This is a genomic window from uncultured Winogradskyella sp. (genome assembly GCF_963975125.1).
Classification (GTDB): domain Bacteria; phylum Bacteroidota; class Bacteroidia; order Flavobacteriales; family Flavobacteriaceae; genus Winogradskyella.
The window spans coordinates 1-21,177 of record NZ_CAXBGB010000043.1; the positions used below are offsets into that span (position 1 = coordinate 1).

The window sequence follows — 21,177 nt, forward strand, 5'->3', positions numbered from 1 at the left end:
ATATAATAGCATTTTTAACAAAGATAACACATATCTAAGTTAGAACTTAGCCTTTTAGCCCTACTAATATTTAGTTGCTCGGATTTTTAAACACAATAATATGGAAGAGTTAAACGCATTACGAACTGAACTTGATACTCTTCTTAAAGTTATTTGTCGTTGTGTCGCTATTTGCTGGTCGCCAAAATCACCTTGACCATCAATGTTCTCATAGCAAGCGACCTTGTTATCTCCTTCTGAAGATGATAAAACATCCATATCTCCATCGTCATCAATATCAGTAGCATAAACCCTACTCGCTTCAGAAGCATTTGTAGTAATGATTTGCTTTGAAGAAAAACCACCTTGTCCATCAACATTTCAATACCATGCAATCGTATTGTCATTTATTGAAGCCGACAACACATCCTGAAATCCATCATTATCTATATCTACTGCAAAAACATCGGATGCAAGAGGCGTATAATAACCTTCATCTACAATGGAATTCTCTTCAAACCCAATTTGAGCAAGAAAGTTGTGCAATAAAAAACAGAATTAAAGAAGTGTAAATATGCTTCATAGTATATTTTCTAGTTAACAAAATAATAGTTTTATATAGTCTTAACAAACTCTAAAGCACGTAGTTCATTATAATAAATATTCCCTTTGGCGATAAACCCAACATGCCCTCCATACTTTGGCATTTCTAAAAAGAGATTTGGGTTTTGTTTAGCTTCTTTTATTGGATAGCATTCGGGTGATAAAAATGAATCGTTTAATGCGTTTATTAATAACGTTGGTACGTTTACATTTTTTAAGAATTGTAAGCTACTTGACTTTTCATAATAGTCCAAAGCACCCAAAAAACCGTGAGCTTTTGACGTATAAACTTCATCAAAATCTCTTAAAGTTTTAATTGAATTAACCTCTGCAATACTAATTTTATCAGGAAATTGAATGGTTTTAATTTTTAATTTATTAACTAAGTGTTGCCTAAAACGAATTGTAAATACTTTATTTGTTAAAGTATGTAATTCTTTAGCAGAACCGTTCAAATGAACTGGAACAGAAATCGCAATTGCCGACTTTACTTGTTTTGGAATTTGTCGGTCTTCACCTAAATATTTAAGGGCAATATTTCCACCTAAACTAATTCCTTTTATATAGACTTTGGAATAACCTTTTCGATCAACACAATGCTTTATTACATCATCTAAATCATCTGTTGCACCCGAATGGTAACTATTATAAAATCGATTATCTTCTCCGCTGCAGCCTCTAAAATTAACACAAACTGCATCTATTCCATTTTGGTTGAATAGTTTTGCTGCTCCAGTAACATAAGGTCGCTGTGCATGACCTTCTAATCCATGAAGCAATATGATTACAGCATCAGATTTGTTTTCTGAATAACTCCAATCTAAATCTAAAAAGTCTGTATCGCGAGTTTCTATGCGCTCTCGCTGTTGCTCTAAATTTACTTTTCGAACTAAGCCTGAATACACAGTCGCTAGAAATCCGTTTTTAAATTGAAATGGTGGCTTGTAGATTGATTTAATAATTGGCATTACTTCTTATGCTTTAATGCATCAGTAGGTGTTGGCACAAAATGCCCTTTACCTCCTGCTCTATCATCATCAAAAGTAGTAGGAATATCATCATTGAGCGTTCTTTCATTCCATGTTAAACTTTCTGTTCCATCATCCCTTTTAACCATTGTAATACAGTCTTCAACAGGGCACACTAAAGAACATAAATTACAACCGACACAATTCTCTTCAATAATACTCGGAATTCTAATTGCTGGATCATCTGACAAAGCAATCGCTTGATGCGCTCCATCATCACAAGAAATATAACACAAATCACATCCTATACATTTATCTGGATTTATTTCTGCTACGACTTTATGTTTTAAATTTAAGTGTTTCCATTCAGTTACGTTTGGCAAAGCTTTACCTGCAAAATCATAAATAGTGTTATAATTCTTCTCTTCCATAAACTGACGCAAACCAGCTTCCATTTCACGCACTATTCCAAAGCCATAATGCATTACTGCAGTACAAACTTGTACAGACGTTGCGCCAAGCAAAATAAATTCCACAACATCACGCCAAGTTTCAATACCTCCAATTCCTGATAAAGGCACTTTTCCAATCTCTGGATGCTGAGCTAAATCTTTAAGCATGTGCATAGCAATAGGCTTTACTGCTGGCCCGCAATAACCTCCATTACTTCCCTTGCCATCTACAACAGGATAAGGTGCGTAAGTATCTAAATCTATACCTACGATACTTTTTACTGTATTTATAAGAGAAATCGAATCTGTTCCACCTTGAACAGCTGCTAATCCTGGATCCGTAATATGAGAGATGTTAGGCGATAGTTTTGTAATCACAGGAATATTTGCAGCTTCTTTTACCCATTCCACAATGGTTTTTAAAACCTCCGGCTCTTGACCAACTGCTGAACCCATTCCGCGTTCACACATACCGTGTGGACAACCAAAATTGAGTTCAATTCCATCAGCTCCTGCGTTTTGAACATCTTTAATGATTTGCTCCCATTCTGCTCTGCTTTCTACCATTAAGGAAGCAATCACAGCATGATCTGGGAAATATTTTTTGACTTCTTCAATTTCTCGAAGATTGTCTGCTAAAGGTCTGTCAGTAATCAATTCAATATTATTGAAACCCATCATTCTGGTATTTCTATAATTTACAGAACCATAACGACTAGACACATTTACAACAGGAACACCAAGTGTTTTCCATACAGCTCCTCCCCAACCAGCATCAAATGCTTTCATTATTTGATATCCTGAATTTGTTGGTGGTGCAGATGCTAACCAAAATGGGTTTGGTGCTTTTATGCCTCCGAAATTTATTGATAAGTCTATCATATTTTTATTTTTTATTGAACGCTAATTTTTGAACGCTGATAACGCAGATTGTTATGATTTTTCGCTGATTTTTTTGAATTACTATTGAATCATTTTTAATTATAATAATCTTCATTACCCTTGTTCTATTCTATACTTTTTACTGAACGCTGATGACGCTGATTTTCGTTGATTTTTATTCATTATTAAAAAATTCTTTTTTATCATAAAAAATCTGTGTCATCTGTGTTCTATTTTTGAGTTAACCAGTTATGAATTCCTTGTGCTGCAATTTTACCATCATAAGCTGCGTTTACAACTTCTGCTCCTCCATTTACAGCATCTCCTCCAGCAAAATACTTTGGATTAGACGTTTGAAATTCATCATTGATTTTAATTCTTGTTTTATTATCTATTTCTAGATTATTTATTAGATCATACAAATGACCTTGCTTAGCTTGACCTGTTGCCTTTATAACCATATCACAACGCACAACGAATGTGTTATTCATATTGGTTTTTAATTTACCATCAACCATTTCGGTTTTAGCAAATCTTACTCCTTCTACCTTACCACTACCTGTAATGGCTATTGGCGTTACATTAAACAGACTATCAACTCCTGCACTTATCGCTAAGTCGTACTCAAAACTATAAGCACCCATCTTTTTTCTTGAGTTTCTATAAGCTAAAACGGTTTTTCGTGCTCCCATTCTTGCCGCTTCTGATGCTGCATCCATAGCTGTGTTTCCACCGCCAAGAACGACAACTTTAGCTGGAACTTTAATTTCGTGTTGCTTCATACGCAGCTCTTCAATAAACTCAACAGCACCAATAACTCCATCTTTATCTTCGCCATCTAAACCTAGATGTCTAGTGACTCCTAAACCAACGCCAACAAATATTGCATCGTAATCCTTTTCAAGAGTAGCTAACTCTTCTTTTGAATTGATGGCATTATTATATTTAATATTGAAATTAAGTTGTTTTTGAAGATAGTCAACCTCTTTCAACACTTCCTCATTTGTAATTTTATAAGGTGCAATACCATAAACGGTTAAACCAGAAGGTTTTTCTTTAGCTTCGTATATATCAACGTCAAAACCTAAAGTTCTGGCTTCACATGCACAAGCAATTCCTGCTGGACCAGCTCCAATAATTGCTATCTTTTTTCCGTTAGGCTCACCAACTTTAAAGATTTCTTTTTCAGCATCAATCGTTTTGTTAGTAGCATAATTTTGAAGTCTTCCAATCTGAATTGGCGACACATCTTGATGATTATACACACAAGCACCTTCGCACAGTACACCTACAGGACAAACAACACCACAAGCATTTCCTAGCCAGTTAGAATCAAAAATAGTCTTGGTTGCTCCTGTTACATTATCTGTATGAATCTGTTTGATAAATAATGGAATATCAATACTCGTCGGACATGCTTGAATGCATGGCGCATCATAACAGAACAAACATCGTGAAGCTTCGTAATAGGCTTCAGTATCATTCATTAATGGTTTTTTCTGCTTGAAATTCTTATCGAATTCGGCTTTTGTTTTTGGTCTTTTATATTCTGCCATGTCTTAAAGTTTTGTGTTTAAGATTTAATTTATATTCAGCAAGTAGATGTCGATTTATATTCCTAAAGAATTTAATCATTTTGAGATCTTGTTTCTTTAATAATAGTCCCTAGTATTTTTTCTAATTCATTTAAATTGTTCCTATTACCTGAACAACGAAATAAATAATCGTCTAATATGTTTTCGAATTTTATATCTTCAAATACTTGAAGTTTATCAATATTAAGTTGTGTTTTGACTGTCCAGTTTAAACGACCATACATATCAATATCTTTCATCGAATATTTCTCCGTTAAATAAGGTATAAGTTCATCATCAATTTTTATTTCAGTTCTATTTTGAGTACTCTCATAATCTTTCATATTTCTAGCCCATAGATGCAACAAGTCCTTCAAATTAGAATTTTTTAATATTTGCAAACGTCCAGATTGCAGTAAATCTGAAATGGTATTCTCAGATGGTCTAAAAGATCCCGTATCTAGAGAAATAAAAAACAAACTATCAATATTATGTTTTTTGATTTCTTCTCTTTGTTTTCCAATAAGATTAAAAAGTATTTTACCTGAATTTGAAGCAGCTTCACTACCTAACACAGCTACTTTTAAACTCTCTCTATTTTGTAGAAACTCTGTATGCATGTTTTTTAAAATAGCTTGCTCTTCATTTACTGCGAGCCTATTCTGATTCCAGACATTAATCTGCAACGCAATCAAAATACCAATAACAACAAGAATTATTTCACCAATAGCATATAGTATGTATTTACTGAATTTGTTTTCAGTAATTAAGTCTTGACGAATTTTTCTAAATAATTTAATCATCTCTTTTATTGGAACGCTGTTGACGCTGATTTTTATGATTACATATGATTTTTTATTTTTTTATCTACGAGAATCAGCTAAATCTGCGTCATCTGCGTTCAATTTTACAGATCTGTTAATCTTCCGTAAGTTTCTGGTCTTCTATCTCTATAAAATTGCCAAGTAGAGCGTACTTCTTCGATTAAATCTAAATCAAATTCGGCTACTAATAATTCATCATCATCACGAGATGCTTCTGAAAAAATTTGCCCACGAGGATCTACAAAATACGATTGTCCGTAGAACTTCCCTAGATTCCAAGGTTTCTCTTCTCCAACACGATTAATACAACCCATAAAATATCCATTAGCTGCTGCATGTGCTGGTTGCTCTAATTTCCATAAGTATTCACTCAATCCAGCTACTGTTGCTGAAGGATTATAAACAATCTCAGCGCCATTTAAACCTAAAGCTCTTGCTCCATCCGGGAAATGTCTGTCATAACAAATGTAGACACCCACTTTTGCATATTTTGTTTGAAATACTGGATAACCCATATTTCCTGGTTTAAAGAAAAATTTCTCCCAGAATCCAGTTGTATGTGGAATGTGATTTTTTCTATACTTTCCTAAATAGGTTCCATCAGCATCAATTACTGCAGCTGTGTTGTATAAAACACCAGGCGACTCCTTTTCATAAATTGGGACGATAATCACCATATTATGTTTTTTGGCAAGCACTTGCATTTTTTCAGTAGTTGGACCTGGTACAGATTCGGCAGACTCATACCATTTTTTATCTTGTCCTGGACAGAAATAAGGTGTATTGAAAATTTCTTGCAAACACAATATTTGAACCCCTTGTCGTCCTGCTTCTTCTATATACGGAATATGTTTATCGTACATAGCATTCATAATTTCTTGAATCGTCCCTTCTCCTTCCGTCATTGGAAGACTCATTTGTATCAATCCTGATTTTACTTTTCTGCTCATTTTGTTAGTATTTTTATTGAACGCTGATGACGCTGATTTTTATGATTAATTATGATCTTTTTATTCTTTTTCGTTAACTCTTTTATCTGCGATAATCTGCTCAATCTGTATTGTCTATGTTCTGTTCTTTTTATTGAACGCTGATGACGCTGATTTTTATGATTAATTTGCTTTGTTTGTGAGAACTCTTCTCCTAAATGTTGGCTCTTTACCAAAATTCAATAGTAATCCCACTTCAATTTCAGTTGCTCTTAAATAATTTATTAATTGAAACTCATGCGCTTCGCATAATGATTCCGCTGCTTTTAATTCGATAATAACAGACTCTGATACAATTAAATCTGCATAATATTTTCCTACAATATGATTTTCATAATAGACCATTATTTGTTTTTGCTTCTCAACATATAATCCCAAATTTCTTAATTCTATATACATTGCATTTTCATAGACCTTTTCTAAAAATCCATAGCCTAGAGTATTATAAACCTTATAAAAGCATTTAATAATCTTTTCTGTAATTTCAGAATATTTAAAGTTATCGTTTTTCATTTAACTAATTTGAACGCTGATTATGCTGATCTCTATGATTAAATAGATTTTTAATTATTTTATTATTCATCTGCGATAACCCGATAAATCTGCGTCTTCTGTGTCTTCTGCGTTCTATTAAATTACTATTTTCGATGTTTTTCCTCTCGGAATAAATTGTCCGTGTCCTGCTGATAATTTGCACTCTTCATTTTCAATAGCGACTTGTCCTCTTAAGATTACTGTTTCGGTTTTACCCACAACTTCTTTACCTTCATATCCTGAGTAATCACAATTCATATGATGTGTTTCTACAGAAATAGTATGTTCTTTTTTAGGATCGAATATCACGATATCTGCATCGCTTCCTATTGCTATTGTTCCTTTTCTAGGATACATTCCGAAGATTTTCGCAGCATTAGTAGAACTTACTTCTACATATTTAGTTAATGAAATCTTTCCTTTGTTTACTCCTTCTGAAAACAACAGTTCCATACGATGTTCTACTGCTGGATGACCATTTGGAATTTTTGAAAAATCGTCTTTACCCATTTTCTTTTGTTTCCACATAAACGGACAATGGTCTGTTCCAACTACTTGAACAAGCCCTTGATTAATTCCAGACCATAAGGCTACTTGGTCTTTCTTTTCACGCAAAGGTGGACTCATAACCCATTTCGCGCCTTCGAAATCATCTTCATATAAAGATGCATCTAAGACTAAATACTGTGTGCAGGTTTCTACAAATATCTTTTGATTGCGTTGTGTTGCTTTTCGTACTGCATTTAAAGCACCTTCACAAGTCATGTGAACAATATAACCTGGACAATCTGTATAGTGCAACATATCTGCAAAACGCGCTGAAGCTTCTGATTCTGTAACTTCTGGTTGTGATAAATAATGATATATAGGTGCAGTGTTCCCTAAAGCTCTGTTCTTAGCAATTAATGAATCAATCATATCTCCGTTTGTAGCATGAACAGTAACTAAACCACCATGTTTTTTAACCACTTTCATGAGTTGAACCATTTGTCCATCATCAATCATTAAAGCACCTTTATAAGCCATAAATGTTTTAAAGGATGAAATACCTTCTTCCTCAATCATCTGCACGACTTCTTTTGCCACATCGTTATTAAAATCAGTCACAGCCATGTGATATGAATAATCACCAATCGCTTTTTGTGATTTCTCTTGCCAAGTCTTTAACGCATTATGAAGTGTATCTCCTTGAGTTTGTAATATAAAATCGATAACCATGGTTGTTCCTCCATGCAGTGCTGCACGAGTCCCTGTTTCATAATCATCACTAGAATAAGTTCCCATAAATGGCATATCTAAATGCACATGAGGATCGATACCTCCTGGAAACACTAATTTATCTGTAGCATCAATTATTTTATCTGCTTTATAATTCAAGTCTTTTCCAATAGCAACTATCTTTTCTTCTTCAATATACACATCAGCTATATATGATTCTGATGCAGTAACAACTCGACCGTTTTTTATTAAAATTGACATTTTTAGTATTGAATTTATTAGTTAATCGATTTCTTAAATTTACACGTTTTTAGTCAGTATTATCAATATTTAGTTCACTTATCGTTTTATTTTTACTCGAAACTTTACTCACTATCACTCCAACTATTATAGCCAAAACAAATGATGGTCCTAGTTCTCCAAGTTTCTCAAAATAAACACCTACAGTCTCCAAAGACGCAAATCCGAATTTAAAAAGGGGAACAGATAAAAACCCTGTTATCATGGAAGCAATAGCTCCTTTCTCATTGAATTTATCCCAAAAAAGTGACAGAATAATTGTGGGACAAAATGTAGCAGCAATTCCAGACCAGCCAAAAATAACAAACCAAAAAATGGTTCGCTCTGGTGTTGTGATTGCAACAATCATGGCTACTAGCAATGCTAATATTGCTAGCAAAAACGTAATTATTTTAGAGATTCTTGCTAGTTCTTTTTCGGTTTTATTGGGCTTAAATATTTGTTGATAAAAATCTCGAGATATCGCACTAGAAGCCACAACTAAAAGTGAATCGATAGTAGACATGATTGCAGATAAAACAGCTGCAATATATATTCCAATTAAAGTAAGTGGCATAATTTTTTCAACTAAAAGCGGCAGAACATTTTGCGCTCCATTGCCTAAAATCATCTCAGGATCTGCATCAACTGAGGTTAAAAGATATCTACCGAAAATTCCAATAAGTACTGCACAAGAATCCGTAAGTATTGTAAACACAAGCGCTACCCAACGTCCTTTTTTTATTTCTGCCGTACTTTTTATAGACATAAACCTCACAAAGAGTTGAGGTGATCCCATAAAACCTAATCCAATACCCAAAAAGCCTATAATTGTAAATAGATTTATGGTATTAAATCCTCCGTCTCCCCAAATATTTAAAAATGAAGGGTCAAATTTTACTAACTCTTGAGTTATCGAAACATTGGGCGAAATTGAATAATAAGCAACAATTGGTAATCCAACTAAACCTAAAAGCATGATTAATCCTTGAAACAAATCAGACCAAGCAACTGCGACAAATCCGCCTGAAAAAATATAGGTCAAGACTATAAAAAATCCCACAATTGCTCCTGTAAAATAATTCCAACCTAAAAAGGATTCAAAAGCTGATCCCGTAGCATCAATTTGTGCGCTTACGTATATTACTACAAATAATGATAAAGCCGTTGCTGCTACTATTCGTAGCGTATTCGTTTTAGATTTAAATCTACTGACTAAATAGTCTGGGATGGTTATAGAATTGTACTTATCTGTAAGCTTTTTAAATTTTTCAGCCATAAAAAACCAAGCGACTGTGACTCCTATAACTTCTCCTAATACAACCCAAAAAGCTGAAACACCTACCATTGCTCCTAAGCCAGTAAGCCCAAGTAGTAACCATGCAGATTCTCCTGTAGCTCTTGCAGAAAACGCAACGACCCAAAAGTTTAATTGTTTTCCACCTACATAATAATCTTTTGTACTCTTAATTTTTTTAGACGCGAAGTATCCAATTAAAAAAAGGATTGAAAAATATATGAATAGTATAATATACTTTGTAATCAAGCTAGTTTGATTTTTTCATTAATAGATAATACAATACAAACGAAATAATGAATCCTGTAAACCAAGATAAGGAATACAAGAAACTCAATGCAGGAACCCAATAGCCTATAAGCGCTGCAAAAACACCAATACATAGTGCAATCATTGCTGCTGTATTGAATCCTGTTTTGTTATAAGAGTATATACCTTCTTCTTTATATAGTTCTGCTAATTCTAACTTCTTTTTTCTAACTAAATAATAGTCTGCAATTAAAATTCCGAGAACTGGACCTAAAAGTCCACTTACAAAAATTAAAAAACCAGAAATTTCGTTGAGTAACCACCAAGGCATAATTAGTATTCCAATGACTCCAGTAATAGTGCCTCCCATTTTAAAACTTATCTTTTTTGGCCATAAGTTTGAGAAAGCATTTGATGGAGCAATAACATTAGCCGCAATATTTGTACTTAAAGTTGCAATTATCATAAATATTTGAGCCACTACGACAACAACTGGGTTTTTAAATTTTGCTATAAAAGATACAGGATCCCAAGGTGCATCATCAGCAATTAAAATATCTTTAAAATTAATGATTGCTGCGCAGGTTACAAAAATTCCAACAAAAGAATAGAGCATCATCGTTGCTGGCAATCCAATAAATTGTCCAGCAATCTGGTCTTTTTGAGTTGCAGCATAGCGTGTTATATCTGCAATACTTATAGACATGGTTGCCCAAAAGCCTACCATTGCAGTTAGCCATAGTAAATAGCTCCACAATTTACTTCCTGAATTCGCTTCTACATTTATAATATTAGCACTAACAATACTTGATACCACATCATTATTTCTGAATTGTACCTGAACATTTTTAGTGTTTTCAATCAAAATTGGCGACTCAGTAAAAGCTTCCCATGTTGTATTTTCATCTGAAACAATATTGTATTCTGAAATTTTTAAATTTCCTTCTTTATCTTTTAAAGAACTTAAATTAAGGTAATATACATCACCTTTTTCTATAATTGTTGCAGCTGTTTTCTCAAGTTGTTTACTTTGGTTTAACACTACTAAAAACCCATCTGCTTTAGCATAACTCCAATAAATAAGAGCTATTCCCATAATAACGAGAATAGGAGCTGAATAGGTTTCGAGCCATTTAATACTTTCGGTTCCTTTCCAGATGAAATACATATTAATGAACCAGAAAATTCCGAAACTCACAAACTTTCCAATCGAAAGTCCTAACTCACCACTAGATCCTGTAACAGCGTTAAAAATAGCATAGATAGCTAAACCACCAATCCATGTTTGAACACCAAACCATCCACATGCAATAATACCACGAGTTACTGATGCTAAATGCACACCTTTTGTCCCAAAAGCTGCACGACCAATAACAGGAAATGGAATACCATACTTTACTCCTGCATGACCATTAAGCACCATAGGAATGGTTATAATTAAATTAGCAAGCCCAATAATGATAAGAGCTTCATACCAATTCAGGCCTGTTTTAATCATGTATGAAGCCAAGAGATACGTAGGAATACAGACTGCCATACCAACCCAAATAGCTGCTAAATGCCATTTACTCCAAGTCCTTTGATTGGAAGGCACTGGCGCTAAATCTTCACTATAAAGGGATGAAGCGGAAACATCTTCTTGTAATTCTACAATGTCTTTATTCATTTAGTTGGAACGCTGATGACGCGGATCTTTATGATTTAATAAATCTTTATTTTTTTTCTTTGGTGTAAATATAATTTTCAAATATTTTCATACGAACAACATTTCCATCTTCGTCACGCTCGAATAATAGTTTTTCTCCTAATTCGTCGTTAGACCTTATTTTTTTAAATGTATCTCCTTCAATGTGCTTATATAATTTCATTGATTCTGCAGGTGATTTAGTAGGAAGCTCTAAAAGCATTAAATTTCCTTGCCATGATGAAATATATACTTCTTCAGCAATGTCCCAAAAATAATAACCTTCATATTCAGACCAATTAGTTTTGTTTTCCTCTTTTTTAGAGCTCTTATTGGGTTTTACTTTTTTTAATAAATCATGTATTCCAAAAACATATTTATTTGGATTTACACCATTAGCGTTTATCATAACAGTATAAGCAAATTTACTATCAAGGTGCATAAGAAAGCTTGTTTGATATCCAGGACAATAACCTCCATGACCTACCCATTTATCACCTTTAGGGCCTTTATATACTCCGAAGCCTAAACCTCTTGTACCATTCCAATCAGAATCAATCCAATGAACATTGTGCATATTTTTAAGTGTAGAGGGTTTTAATATTTCTGTAATGGTTGAATCTCTCAATCGAAATTGCCATAATGCAAATTTTGCTAAATCGTCAACATTAGACGAAAATCCTGCAGCCGCATTCACACCATTTGCTTCAAAAAAGTTTAGCCTTGCACGCTCACCTTTTCGTGATATATTGCCGTAACCAATTGCTAATTGATTACCATGCAAAGATTTTGGCATTGTTGGGCTCGTATCTGACAAATTTAAAGGTAAAAGAATATTATGTTGCACATAATCCTCATAGGTCTTACCAGAAATTTCTTCAACCACATAACCTAATAATGTAAGCGCAAGATTACTATATTGATAATATGTAGAAGCTGGATATAAAGTCTCTTGTGTTGACAATTTTGCTTTAATTTCCTCTTTCGATGGGAAAGGGTAATCAGGGCTATTCCAGTGTGAAACGGTATTTTCTCTTGGTAATCCTGATGAATGACTTAATAAAGCCCTTACTGTAATTGGTCCACTTTCAGCATATTGCTGCTGAAGGTTATACCAAGGTAAAAGATCATTAATTTTATCGTCTAATCGTAATTTACCTTCATCATACAATTTCATAATCGCTATAGACGTAAATAGTTTTGAAACTGAGCAAATACTACATAAGGTTTTAGGATCTGCTTTAACATTGTCCTCAATATTTGCCATTCCGTAGGCTCCTGACCATAGCTTTTCTTGATCTGAAACAATACTAACAGATATTCCTGGAAGATTATCAAAATCTCTTTGTGCATCAAGCCAAACTTCAATGATTTTAATGGCTTCGGAATAGTCTTTTGATTCATTCTGTGCGAAAGCAAATACGCTCAACAAGCACATTGATAAGAGAACTAATTTTTTCATTATTTTCAGTTTAAAATCCTAGGTGTTTTTTAATGGTACTCCTAACATGTATTTAACTACAATATTCATCAGCTATAGAGATAGCTTGTGAGACGATTTTTAAGCCTTCGTCAACTTCTTCTTTAGTCACATTTAAAGGAGGTGCAATAAAAATCCAATTCCATCTTACAAAAGTGAACATGCCTAATTCTCTAATTTTAGCTGCCATTCTTCCTGTAGCCTCCATTTCGTGTGGTTTTGCGTTCCATGGAACCGTTGGTTCTTTTGTTTCTCTATTCTTTACAAGCTCAATACATCCTAACAATCCTGTGTTTCTAAAGTCACCAATTGAAGGATGCTTTGCTTTTAATTTTTCAACTTCAGCTTCAATATACAATCCCATTTCTGCTGCACGCTCAACCAAATTCTCTTCTTGAATAATGCGAACATTTTCTAAAGCCGCTGCACATAAGGTTGGATGTGCAGAATATGTCAACCCAATAATCATTGGATTATCATTAAAGTGCTCTGCGATTTTATCAGTTACCACAACACCACCAAGTGGCAAGTAACCAGACGTTAGACCTTTAGCTAAGCACATAATATCCGGTGTTACATCGTGATGATCTATACCAAACATTTTTCCTGTACGTCCAAAACCACTCATTACTTCATCATCAATCATCATAATTCCGTATTTATCACACAGTTCTCTCACTCGCTTTAAATACATTGGTGGATATTTTAAACATCCTGAAGAACCAGATTCTCCTTCAAACAAAATAGCAGCAACACTATCCGGATTTTCAAATTGAATAACGCGTTCTAAATGCGCTAAAGCACGTTCACCACATTCTTCTATAGATGAAGAATTCCAAGGGCAACGATACGTATAAGGATTTTCTACATGAACCACATTTGGCATCGCTTGGCTATCTACTGGAAAGCGTCGAGGATCACCTCCTGCTGTTATAGCTCCATAAGTTGCTCCATGATATGCTCTATAATGTGTTATAATTTTATGACGACCAGTGTACATTCTTGCCAACTTAATGGCATTCTCTATGGCTTCTGCTCCACCTAAAGTGAAAAATGTCTTTGTTAAGTTTCCTGGTGTAATTTCTGCAATTTTCTTTCCTAATTTTCCACGCACATCAGTTGCCATTCCAGGATATACATAACTGACTTCTTGCATCTGTTTAGCAACAGCTTCAGTAATACGTTGATCACCATGACCAATATTTACATTCATGAGTTGAGACGAAAAATCTAAGTACTTTTTACCATCTCTGTCATAAATATATGAGCCTTTAGCGTGTGATGCGTTTATAGGATTAAGACCACCTTGTTTTGCCCAAGAAAATAAAGTATAGTCTAAATTATCATTTATAATTTGTTGGTTATTCATTTAATTAAAATATTGATTTTTAAATAGTTAATTAATATTACTTAAACTTTTAATTAACTCATCCAGTTGGTTTGTGCTTCTGGATTCCACTTGGTTGTTGTCTTTTTATTTTGTGTCCAAAACTCAATAGAACTACGTCCTGTAATATCTCCTACACCAAACTTTGATTCGTTCCATCCTCCAAAAGAAAAAGGCTCTCTAGGAACTGGAACTCCAATATTAACACCAATCATTCCTGCGCTTGCACGATCCATAACTTGCTTTGCTAAACCACCACTTTGTGTAAATACTGCTGCAGCATTTCCATAATTAGAACCATTTTCAATTTCGATAGCTTCATCTAAATCTTTAGCTCTTATAATAGAAATCACAGGTCCAAAAATTTCTTCTCTAGCAACAGACATATCTGTTGTGACATAATCTATGATTGTTGGTCCAACATAATAACCACCTTCTTTTCCAGGAACAGTTGTATTACGACCATCTAATAAAATCTTAGCACCATTTTTTTCAGCCTCATCGATATAACCTTCTATACGTTCTTTAGCTTCTTTAGTAATGACAGAACCTAAATTATCACCAGGCACAATTGCTTTTGCATCTTCAACCATACGATCAATAATATGCTGCACTTTATCAACACCAACCATTACAGAAGCTGCCATACAACGCTGACCAGCACAGCCAGCCATAGAGGCAACAACATTAGATGCGGTCATTTCAAGATTCGCATCTGGTAACACTATCAGATGGTTTTTTGCTCCACCTAAAGCGACACATCGTTTTAGATTTGATGCTGCTCTTTTATAAACAATCTTAGCTACTTTTGTTGAGCCTACAAATGATACGGCTTCAATTTTAGGATGATCACAAATGGCTTCTACCACTTCTTTACCTCCATTAACAATATTAAATACACCATCTGGGAGGCCAGCTTCTTTTAGCAATTCTGCCATACGAACCGTACTTAAAGGTACTAATTCTGAAGGTTTCATAACCATTGTATTACCTAAGACTAAAGCATTTGGTAACGTCCAATGCGGAACCATATTTGGAAAGTTAAATGGCGTAATAGAAGCTACAACACCAAGAGGTTTGCGCTCTATTCGGCATTCTACACCTTTACTAACTTCCTGAACTTCATTGACCACTATTTGTGGCATTGATACTGCAAATTCACAGAGTTCCATGCTTTTTTCAACCTCAGCTTTTGCTTCACCATAGGTTTTACCATTTTCGAGCTGCACTAATTTTGTGAGCTCATCCATGTTCTTCTCTAAAAGATTACGATACCTAAAAAATATTTGAACGCGTTCTTTCAAGGTCATTCCTGACCATTGTGGAAATGCTTTATTTGCAGCTTGTACTGCAGCATCAACATCTTGTTTAGTCGATAAAGGAATTGAAGAAATCTTTGAACCGTCTGAAGGACTCAATACGTCCATTGATTTTTGGCCATTTCTCTCAAATTTACCGTCTATATAATTTTTTACTTCGGAAAGTGTTTCGCTTACATTCGTCATCAGCTTATCAGATTAATATTATTAATATTTGAACAAAAAATAAGAATGCCATAGAAAACTTGCCAAAGGGTTGACTAATTCTATGCGCACTCTAATCAAATATAGGAAATATATATTAATACTAAGCTATTATTGAAAAGTCAATAATCAATTAGATATTATATTGAGTGATTCTTATTTAGGTTCTCGATACAAATTTTAAAAAAAATAAAAATTCACTCGAACTGGTGCTAAACTTCAACAGAAGTAAACTTAAAATCTGAGCCATTAAATAAGCCTTTATCACTAAGTTTTAATGATGGAATTACTAACAACGCCATAAAAGAAAGGCTCATATATGGTGCATGAAGCTTGCTACCTAATTGTTTTGCCATTGCATCTAATTCTGAATACTGTTTACCAATAGTTTCAGCATTTTGGTCACTCATTATGCCAGCTACCGGAAGTGCGACTACTTTCTCTTCAGCATCACTGATAGCGCAAATGCCACCTTCATTTTCAATCAGAAGATTTACAGCTTTGCAAATCGCTTCATCTGATACACCAACTGAAATAATATTATGAGAATCGTGACCAACTGAAGATGCAATAGCTCCTTCTTTAAGTCCGAAGTTTTTGATAAACGCAATAGCTGGTTGGTCGTTTTGATAGCGATTAACAACTACCATTTTAAGAATATCTGTTTCTGTATTTGAAACCAAGTTCCCATTTTGAATTGTTGCACTTTCAATAATTTCATTTGTAACTAACTCACCATCTATACATTCAATAACTTTTATTTGTTTTGCATTAGATTCAAATCTAAAATCTGAAACTTGTTTTTTATCTGTATTGAAGTTATTTAGATTTTTGAATTCAACATGTTTTATATTAGAAATTCCATTATCATAAACCAATTCTCCATTGATATAAGTTTGAATTGTTTTAAAGTCTTTTAAATCTTCTACAACAATACAATCTGCATTATCACCAATATTCAATAAGCCAACATCTAAATTATAATGCTTCACAGGATTAATACAAGCCGCTTGAAGGACTTTAAACACATCAATATCTTTTGCAACAGCTCTTGCACACAACTGATTAATATGCCCTAATAACAAATCATCTGGATGCTTATCATCACTACAGAACATCATATTTTCGTAATGTTCAGTTAACAACCCAATTAAAGCTTCAAAATTTTTGGCAGCACTACCTTCTCTAATAATGACTTTCATGCCTTTTTGAAGTTTCTCTAAACCTTCTTCGTAGGTAAAGCATTCGTGATCGGTTGAAATTCCAGCTGATATATATTTAGTTAAATCGTCTCCTCGTAATCCTGGAGCATGACCATCGATAGGTTTGTTATAATGTTTTGCCCATTCTAGCTTTTTAAAAACTTCTGCATCATCATAAATAACGCCTGGATAATTCATCATCTCTGCCAAATATTTGATATCTGGATTTGCCATTAAGGTTTTAATATCATCAGAATCAATAACAGCTCCTGCAGATTCAAAACTTGTCGCTGGCACACACGATGGTGCACCAAAATTAAATTTAAAAGGTGTTTTCTTACCGTTTTCTATCATAAACTCCACGCCTTTTACTCCAAGGACATTGGCAATTTCGTGTGGATCTGAAACTGTTGAAACTGTTCCATGTTTTACTGCTATTTTCGCGAACTCAGATGGCACCAACATTGAACTTTCAATATGAATGTGAGCATCTACAAAACCAGGTAAGATGTAATGATTCGCTTCACAGTCTTTCTCTTCTATGCTTTTTATATTACCATCTTCAATAGTGATTTCTCCTTTGAATATTCTACGGTTTTGTATGTCTACAATGTTTCCTTTTATAATCAATTCAATTCTATTTTTAAAATATTGTTAGTTTCATCAGTTACTCTAAAACGATTGTCTGCGCGTTTGCCAACAACCCAAAGTACATCATCATTAGAGGTAAGTAACCATGTATTTTCTTTATCAACTAAAGACAGTTTTTCATCCTTCAGGTATTTACTAATCTTCTTCTTCCCTTTCATTCCTAAAGGATAAAAGTTATCACCTTCTTTCCAAGTTCTTAATTCTAAAGGAAAAACAACTTTATCTCTATCAACATAAATTACATTATTCGAATTATCGAAAATTGCATCTGCTTCATCAAATAATAAAACACCAAATAGAGTTTCTACTTTTGCATCAGATTCTAAAATTGAAATACTTTCAAAATTTTCTGATTTAATCTCTGTCAAAATTATATGCTCACGATGTTTAATCAGACGATGCGAATTCGATAACACTTGCTTACCAGATTGTGCATCTAATAAAGCTACCACATCATTCCATTCTGTAAATCCATAATCTTTAAACATTTCAAACAAGTAAGCTTTTGGGTTATTGACTTTTTTAAATTCTGAAATTTTATAACTTATTCCATTATCATCAATAATAGTAATTGCTCTTTTTGCAACTGCATCGAGACTTTCTTCAATTATATCTGCTGTGTCATTCAGGTTTTCTATTGTACTTTGAAAACTATCTAAAAGTTGCGGATTGATTTCTTTTAGAATTGGCACTACTTCGTGACGCAGTTTATTCCTTAGATATTTACGAGAAGAATTACTGCTGTCTTCTCGCCACATGATGTTATGCTCTCTTGCATGAGCTTCAATTACCTCTCTAGAAAATGGTAATAATGGTCTAACTATATTATCATTCACAACAGGAATTCCTGTTAAACCATTTAAACCAGTTCCTCTTGTAAAGTTGATTAAAAAGGTTTCGAGATTATCGTCTGCATGATGTGCTGTGAGTATATAATCGAATTGTAATTGCTCTGCTAATTCTGCAAACCAATCGTAGCGCAATTCTCGCGCTGCCATTTGTATAGAACGCTTATGCTCATCTGCATAAGCTTGCGTATCAAAATTCTGAATAAACACTTCTACATCTAATTGATCTGCTAATTCTGATACAAAATCTTCGTCTGCATTACTTTCTTCTGCTCTCAGATTAAAGTTGCAATGTGCAAGAGCAAAATCTAAATTTATGCTTTTACACAATTCACTTAAAACCACACTATCAACACCTCCCGAAATTGCGATTATCAATCTTGTATCATTCAGAAATTCTAGGTTAGTTTCTATATGTTTTTTAAAGGTTTTTAGCATTACGTAAAAATACAATAAAGACAAAGTCTCACAATCCTTATTGCTGTAAAAATGATAATTGTCATAAAAAAACATTATATTAATCTATAGATTTAAGGAATAATTTAAAACCTAAGTTTATGAGCACTTTTAAGGAAATATCGTCAAAATCTGCACAAACTGCCTTCGATAAAAAGGTGCTTTCTGCAGTGCAACATTTACATCCTTATGTAAAACACAGAATATATATTGCTGAGTCTACAGGAATTTTACCTAAAAATATGTATTCATCTAACGGTCTTATTGATGAAAGTATTATAGAATTGTATAGCCATGGTTTTAATATTGAAGCTGAAGCAATGGCTATAAAACTTGAGCTTTTTAAACTTGTAGATAATTACATGAATAAACTCTTTAAAAAAGAAGCTTATCATAAAAACACCATTAGTACAGATTCCATTCTTAAAGACGAATTGTCTAAGTTAGGTGAGGATTATACTATAGATGCCGATTTAGATTTAGTATTAAACACGGAGCTTGATGATATTTCATATCATCAAGACCATAATAACCATTTGTATTTGTATGCTGACAAAGAAACATCGATTTTAAGAGCTTTTGAGCTAGAAGATTTATCTGCTTCTCAACCACCTAAAGTATTTAAACGTTTTTACAATTGGTTACCAATTAATATCTCTAATATCGTGGATTTGTACATTTTTGGAAACTTAGATTTTGATGCTATTGCTAAAATTAAGAATATTGAAACAACTCGCGTCGAGCTTATTTTTGATAAAGTCAAAAAGAGTTTTAGAAGGCATTTAGAATAATTAATTTTCTAAAACCTCGCGCATTGCTTTAGCTTTTATTAAGCACTCTTCGTATTCTTTTAAAGGATTACTCATTGCTGTAATAGCGCTTCCCACAGAATATGAAATATATTTTTTGGTGGAGTTGTATAAAATACTCCGTATTATAACATTAAAATCAAAGTCACCATTGGGTTTAAAATAACCTACAGAACCCGAATATAAGCCTCGTTTGGTTTCTTCTAAATCTTCAATGATTTTCATTGCTGAAATTTTAGGAGCTCCTGTCATGCTTCCCATTGGGAAAGTCGTTTTTATAATATCTACAGGATTTGTTTCTGCATCAACCTGAGAAGAAATAGTTGAAATCATTTGATGCACTTGTAAAAAGGAATAGACTTTACAGAGCTCTTCAACCTTTACGCTTCCTTTTGAAGCAGTATGTGATAAATCATTACGTACCAAATCAACTATCATTATATTTTCACTGCGTTCTTTTTCATCTTTAGATAACGCTTCAGCGAGTAATAAATCTTCTTCATTATTTATTGAACGTTTTGCAGTTCCCTTAATAGGTTGAGAAATTACAGTATTACCATCTTTTTTAATATAGCGTTCTGGTGTTGCAGATATCAAAAACTTATCATCAAGCTTTAAAAACGTAGCAAAAGGTGGCTTTGAAATTTCATTCAGTTTATTAAACGTTTCTAATGGATTAATCATGCTCTCTTCAGCATAAAACTCTTGACAAAAATTGGCTTCGTAAATATCACCTCTTTGAATGTGCGCTAACATTGTGTTTACTTTTTCGAAGTATTCGTCTTTGTGGATTCGGAGTTTAATCTTAATTGGAGTTTTAGATTGCTCCATTATTGGATTATGAGATTGTTCAATTTCTAACAAATCTTGTTCAATTTCATCATCTACAATTTGTAGATATTGAATTTCAACATTATTGTCCTTAATTAGAAACAGTTTTTTAGGTTGAAAAAAATACAAATCAGGAAACTCTAAACCATCATAGTTTCTAGACCTTAGGAGTTCTGTTGTATTTTTAAGATCGTAAGTGAGATAACCGAAAACCCAGTCGTTAGTTGCTGTTTGGTATTCTTTTAGACGATTAAAAGCATCAAAATAATCTGTTTTTAAAGCGGTAAAAGCATCTACAGCCAATATAGCATCGTAGCTACTATATTTATCGCTATGCTTATTTGAATCTAACCAAACGACATCATCAAATTGCTGGCTCCAACATAAGAGTTGTTGCTTAAAATTAATAGGGTGTTTTAATTGATGATTAACAGTTGTTCTCAATAGAAAAATAATTA

At 33.5% G+C, this 21,177-nt stretch carries 18 protein-coding genes; 1 reads left to right on the forward strand and 17 read right to left on the reverse strand.

Annotated features, from left to right (window positions below; genetic code table 11):
- Positions 1–63: 63 nt before the first annotated feature.
- The 16 genes from AAC053_RS07915 to tilS all read right to left on the reverse strand — a co-directional run bounded on the left by AAC053_RS07915 (position 64) and on the right by tilS (position 19,136).
- On the reverse strand, positions 64–258 hold the full coding sequence (locus AAC053_RS07915) for a hypothetical protein (RefSeq protein ID WP_339755052.1): 195 nt from the start codon (positions 256–258) through the stop codon (positions 64–66).
- Between the two features lie 102 nt (positions 259–360).
- Entirely contained in the window at positions 361–525 is a 165-nt protein-coding gene (locus tag AAC053_RS07920; RefSeq protein ID WP_339755055.1) for a hypothetical protein, read from the reverse strand.
- A 68-nt stretch (positions 526–593) separates the two neighbouring features.
- Entirely contained in the window at positions 594–1,550 is a 957-nt protein-coding gene (locus AAC053_RS07925; RefSeq protein WP_339755058.1) for an alpha/beta fold hydrolase, read from the reverse strand.
- Positions 1,550–2,884, reverse strand: a complete 1,335-nt coding sequence (gene preA / locus AAC053_RS07930) for an NAD-dependent dihydropyrimidine dehydrogenase subunit PreA (RefSeq protein ID WP_339755061.1) — start codon at positions 2,882–2,884, stop codon at positions 1,550–1,552. Before preA ends, AAC053_RS07925 begins: the two co-directional genes overlap by 1 nt.
- A 230-nt stretch (positions 2,885–3,114) precedes the next feature.
- Positions 3,115–4,440 carry an FAD-dependent oxidoreductase gene (locus AAC053_RS07935; RefSeq protein ID WP_339755065.1) on the reverse strand — a complete coding sequence of 442 codons (1,326 nt, stop codon included), beginning with the start codon at positions 4,438–4,440 and terminating at the stop codon, positions 3,115–3,117.
- 71 nt (positions 4,441–4,511) lie between these two features.
- Positions 4,512–5,261 (reverse strand): hypothetical protein, encoded by a 750-nt coding sequence (locus AAC053_RS07940; RefSeq protein ID WP_339755068.1) that lies wholly within the window; start codon positions 5,259–5,261, stop codon positions 4,512–4,514.
- Positions 5,262–5,365: 104 nt separating this feature from the next.
- Entirely contained in the window at positions 5,366–6,232 is an 867-nt protein-coding gene (locus AAC053_RS07945) for a nitrilase-related carbon-nitrogen hydrolase (RefSeq protein WP_339755071.1), read from the reverse strand.
- Positions 6,233–6,394: 162 nt separating this feature from the next.
- A complete protein-coding gene (locus tag AAC053_RS07950) occupies positions 6,395–6,784 on the reverse strand; it encodes a GxxExxY protein (RefSeq protein WP_339755074.1) in 390 nt (129 codons plus the stop codon).
- Positions 6,785–6,901: 117 nt separating this feature from the next.
- The gene (gene hydA, locus AAC053_RS07955) at positions 6,902–8,284 is read right to left on the reverse strand and encodes a dihydropyrimidinase (protein ID WP_339755076.1); all 1,383 of its coding nucleotides are present in this window, start codon (positions 8,282–8,284) and stop codon (positions 6,902–6,904) included.
- 49 nt (positions 8,285–8,333) lie between these two features.
- On the reverse strand, positions 8,334–9,848 hold the full coding sequence (locus AAC053_RS07960; RefSeq protein WP_339755079.1) for a sodium/proline symporter: 1,515 nt from the start codon (positions 9,846–9,848) through the stop codon (positions 8,334–8,336).
- Position 9,849: 1 nt separating this feature from the next.
- Positions 9,850–11,514: an NCS1 family nucleobase:cation symporter-1 gene (locus tag AAC053_RS07965; RefSeq protein ID WP_339755082.1), complete on the reverse strand. Its 1,665-nt coding sequence runs from the start codon at positions 11,512–11,514 to the stop codon at positions 9,850–9,852.
- 46 nt (positions 11,515–11,560) lie between these two features.
- Positions 11,561–12,994, reverse strand: coding sequence for a serine hydrolase domain-containing protein (locus AAC053_RS07970; protein ID WP_339755085.1), 1,434 nt, complete (start codon positions 12,992–12,994; stop codon positions 11,561–11,563).
- Between the two features lie 52 nt (positions 12,995–13,046).
- Positions 13,047–14,381, reverse strand: a complete 1,335-nt coding sequence (locus tag AAC053_RS07975) for an aminotransferase class III-fold pyridoxal phosphate-dependent enzyme (protein ID WP_339755087.1) — start codon at positions 14,379–14,381, stop codon at positions 13,047–13,049.
- Positions 14,382–14,434: 53 nt separating this feature from the next.
- Positions 14,435–15,904: a CoA-acylating methylmalonate-semialdehyde dehydrogenase gene (locus AAC053_RS07980; protein ID WP_339755089.1), complete on the reverse strand. Its 1,470-nt coding sequence runs from the start codon at positions 15,902–15,904 to the stop codon at positions 14,435–14,437.
- Positions 15,905–16,134: 230 nt separating this feature from the next.
- Positions 16,135–17,754 (reverse strand): adenine deaminase, encoded by a 1,620-nt coding sequence (ade, locus tag AAC053_RS07985; protein ID WP_339755092.1) that lies wholly within the window; start codon positions 17,752–17,754, stop codon positions 16,135–16,137.
- Positions 17,751–19,136, reverse strand: a complete 1,386-nt coding sequence (tilS, locus tag AAC053_RS07990) for a tRNA lysidine(34) synthetase TilS (RefSeq protein ID WP_339755094.1) — start codon at positions 19,134–19,136, stop codon at positions 17,751–17,753. Before tilS ends, ade begins: the two co-directional genes overlap by 4 nt.
- 44 nt (positions 19,137–19,180) lie before the next feature.
- On the opposite strand from tilS, the gene AAC053_RS07995 reads away from it, so the two are divergent.
- Positions 19,181–19,870, forward strand: a complete 690-nt coding sequence (locus AAC053_RS07995) for a hypothetical protein (RefSeq protein WP_339755097.1) — start codon at positions 19,181–19,183, stop codon at positions 19,868–19,870.
- Here AAC053_RS07995 and AAC053_RS08000 read toward each other — a convergent pair whose 3' ends face one another.
- A complete protein-coding gene (locus AAC053_RS08000) occupies positions 19,871–21,163 on the reverse strand; it encodes an anthranilate synthase component I family protein (RefSeq protein WP_339755100.1) in 1,293 nt (430 codons plus the stop codon).
- Positions 21,164–21,177: the final 14 nt, after the last annotated feature.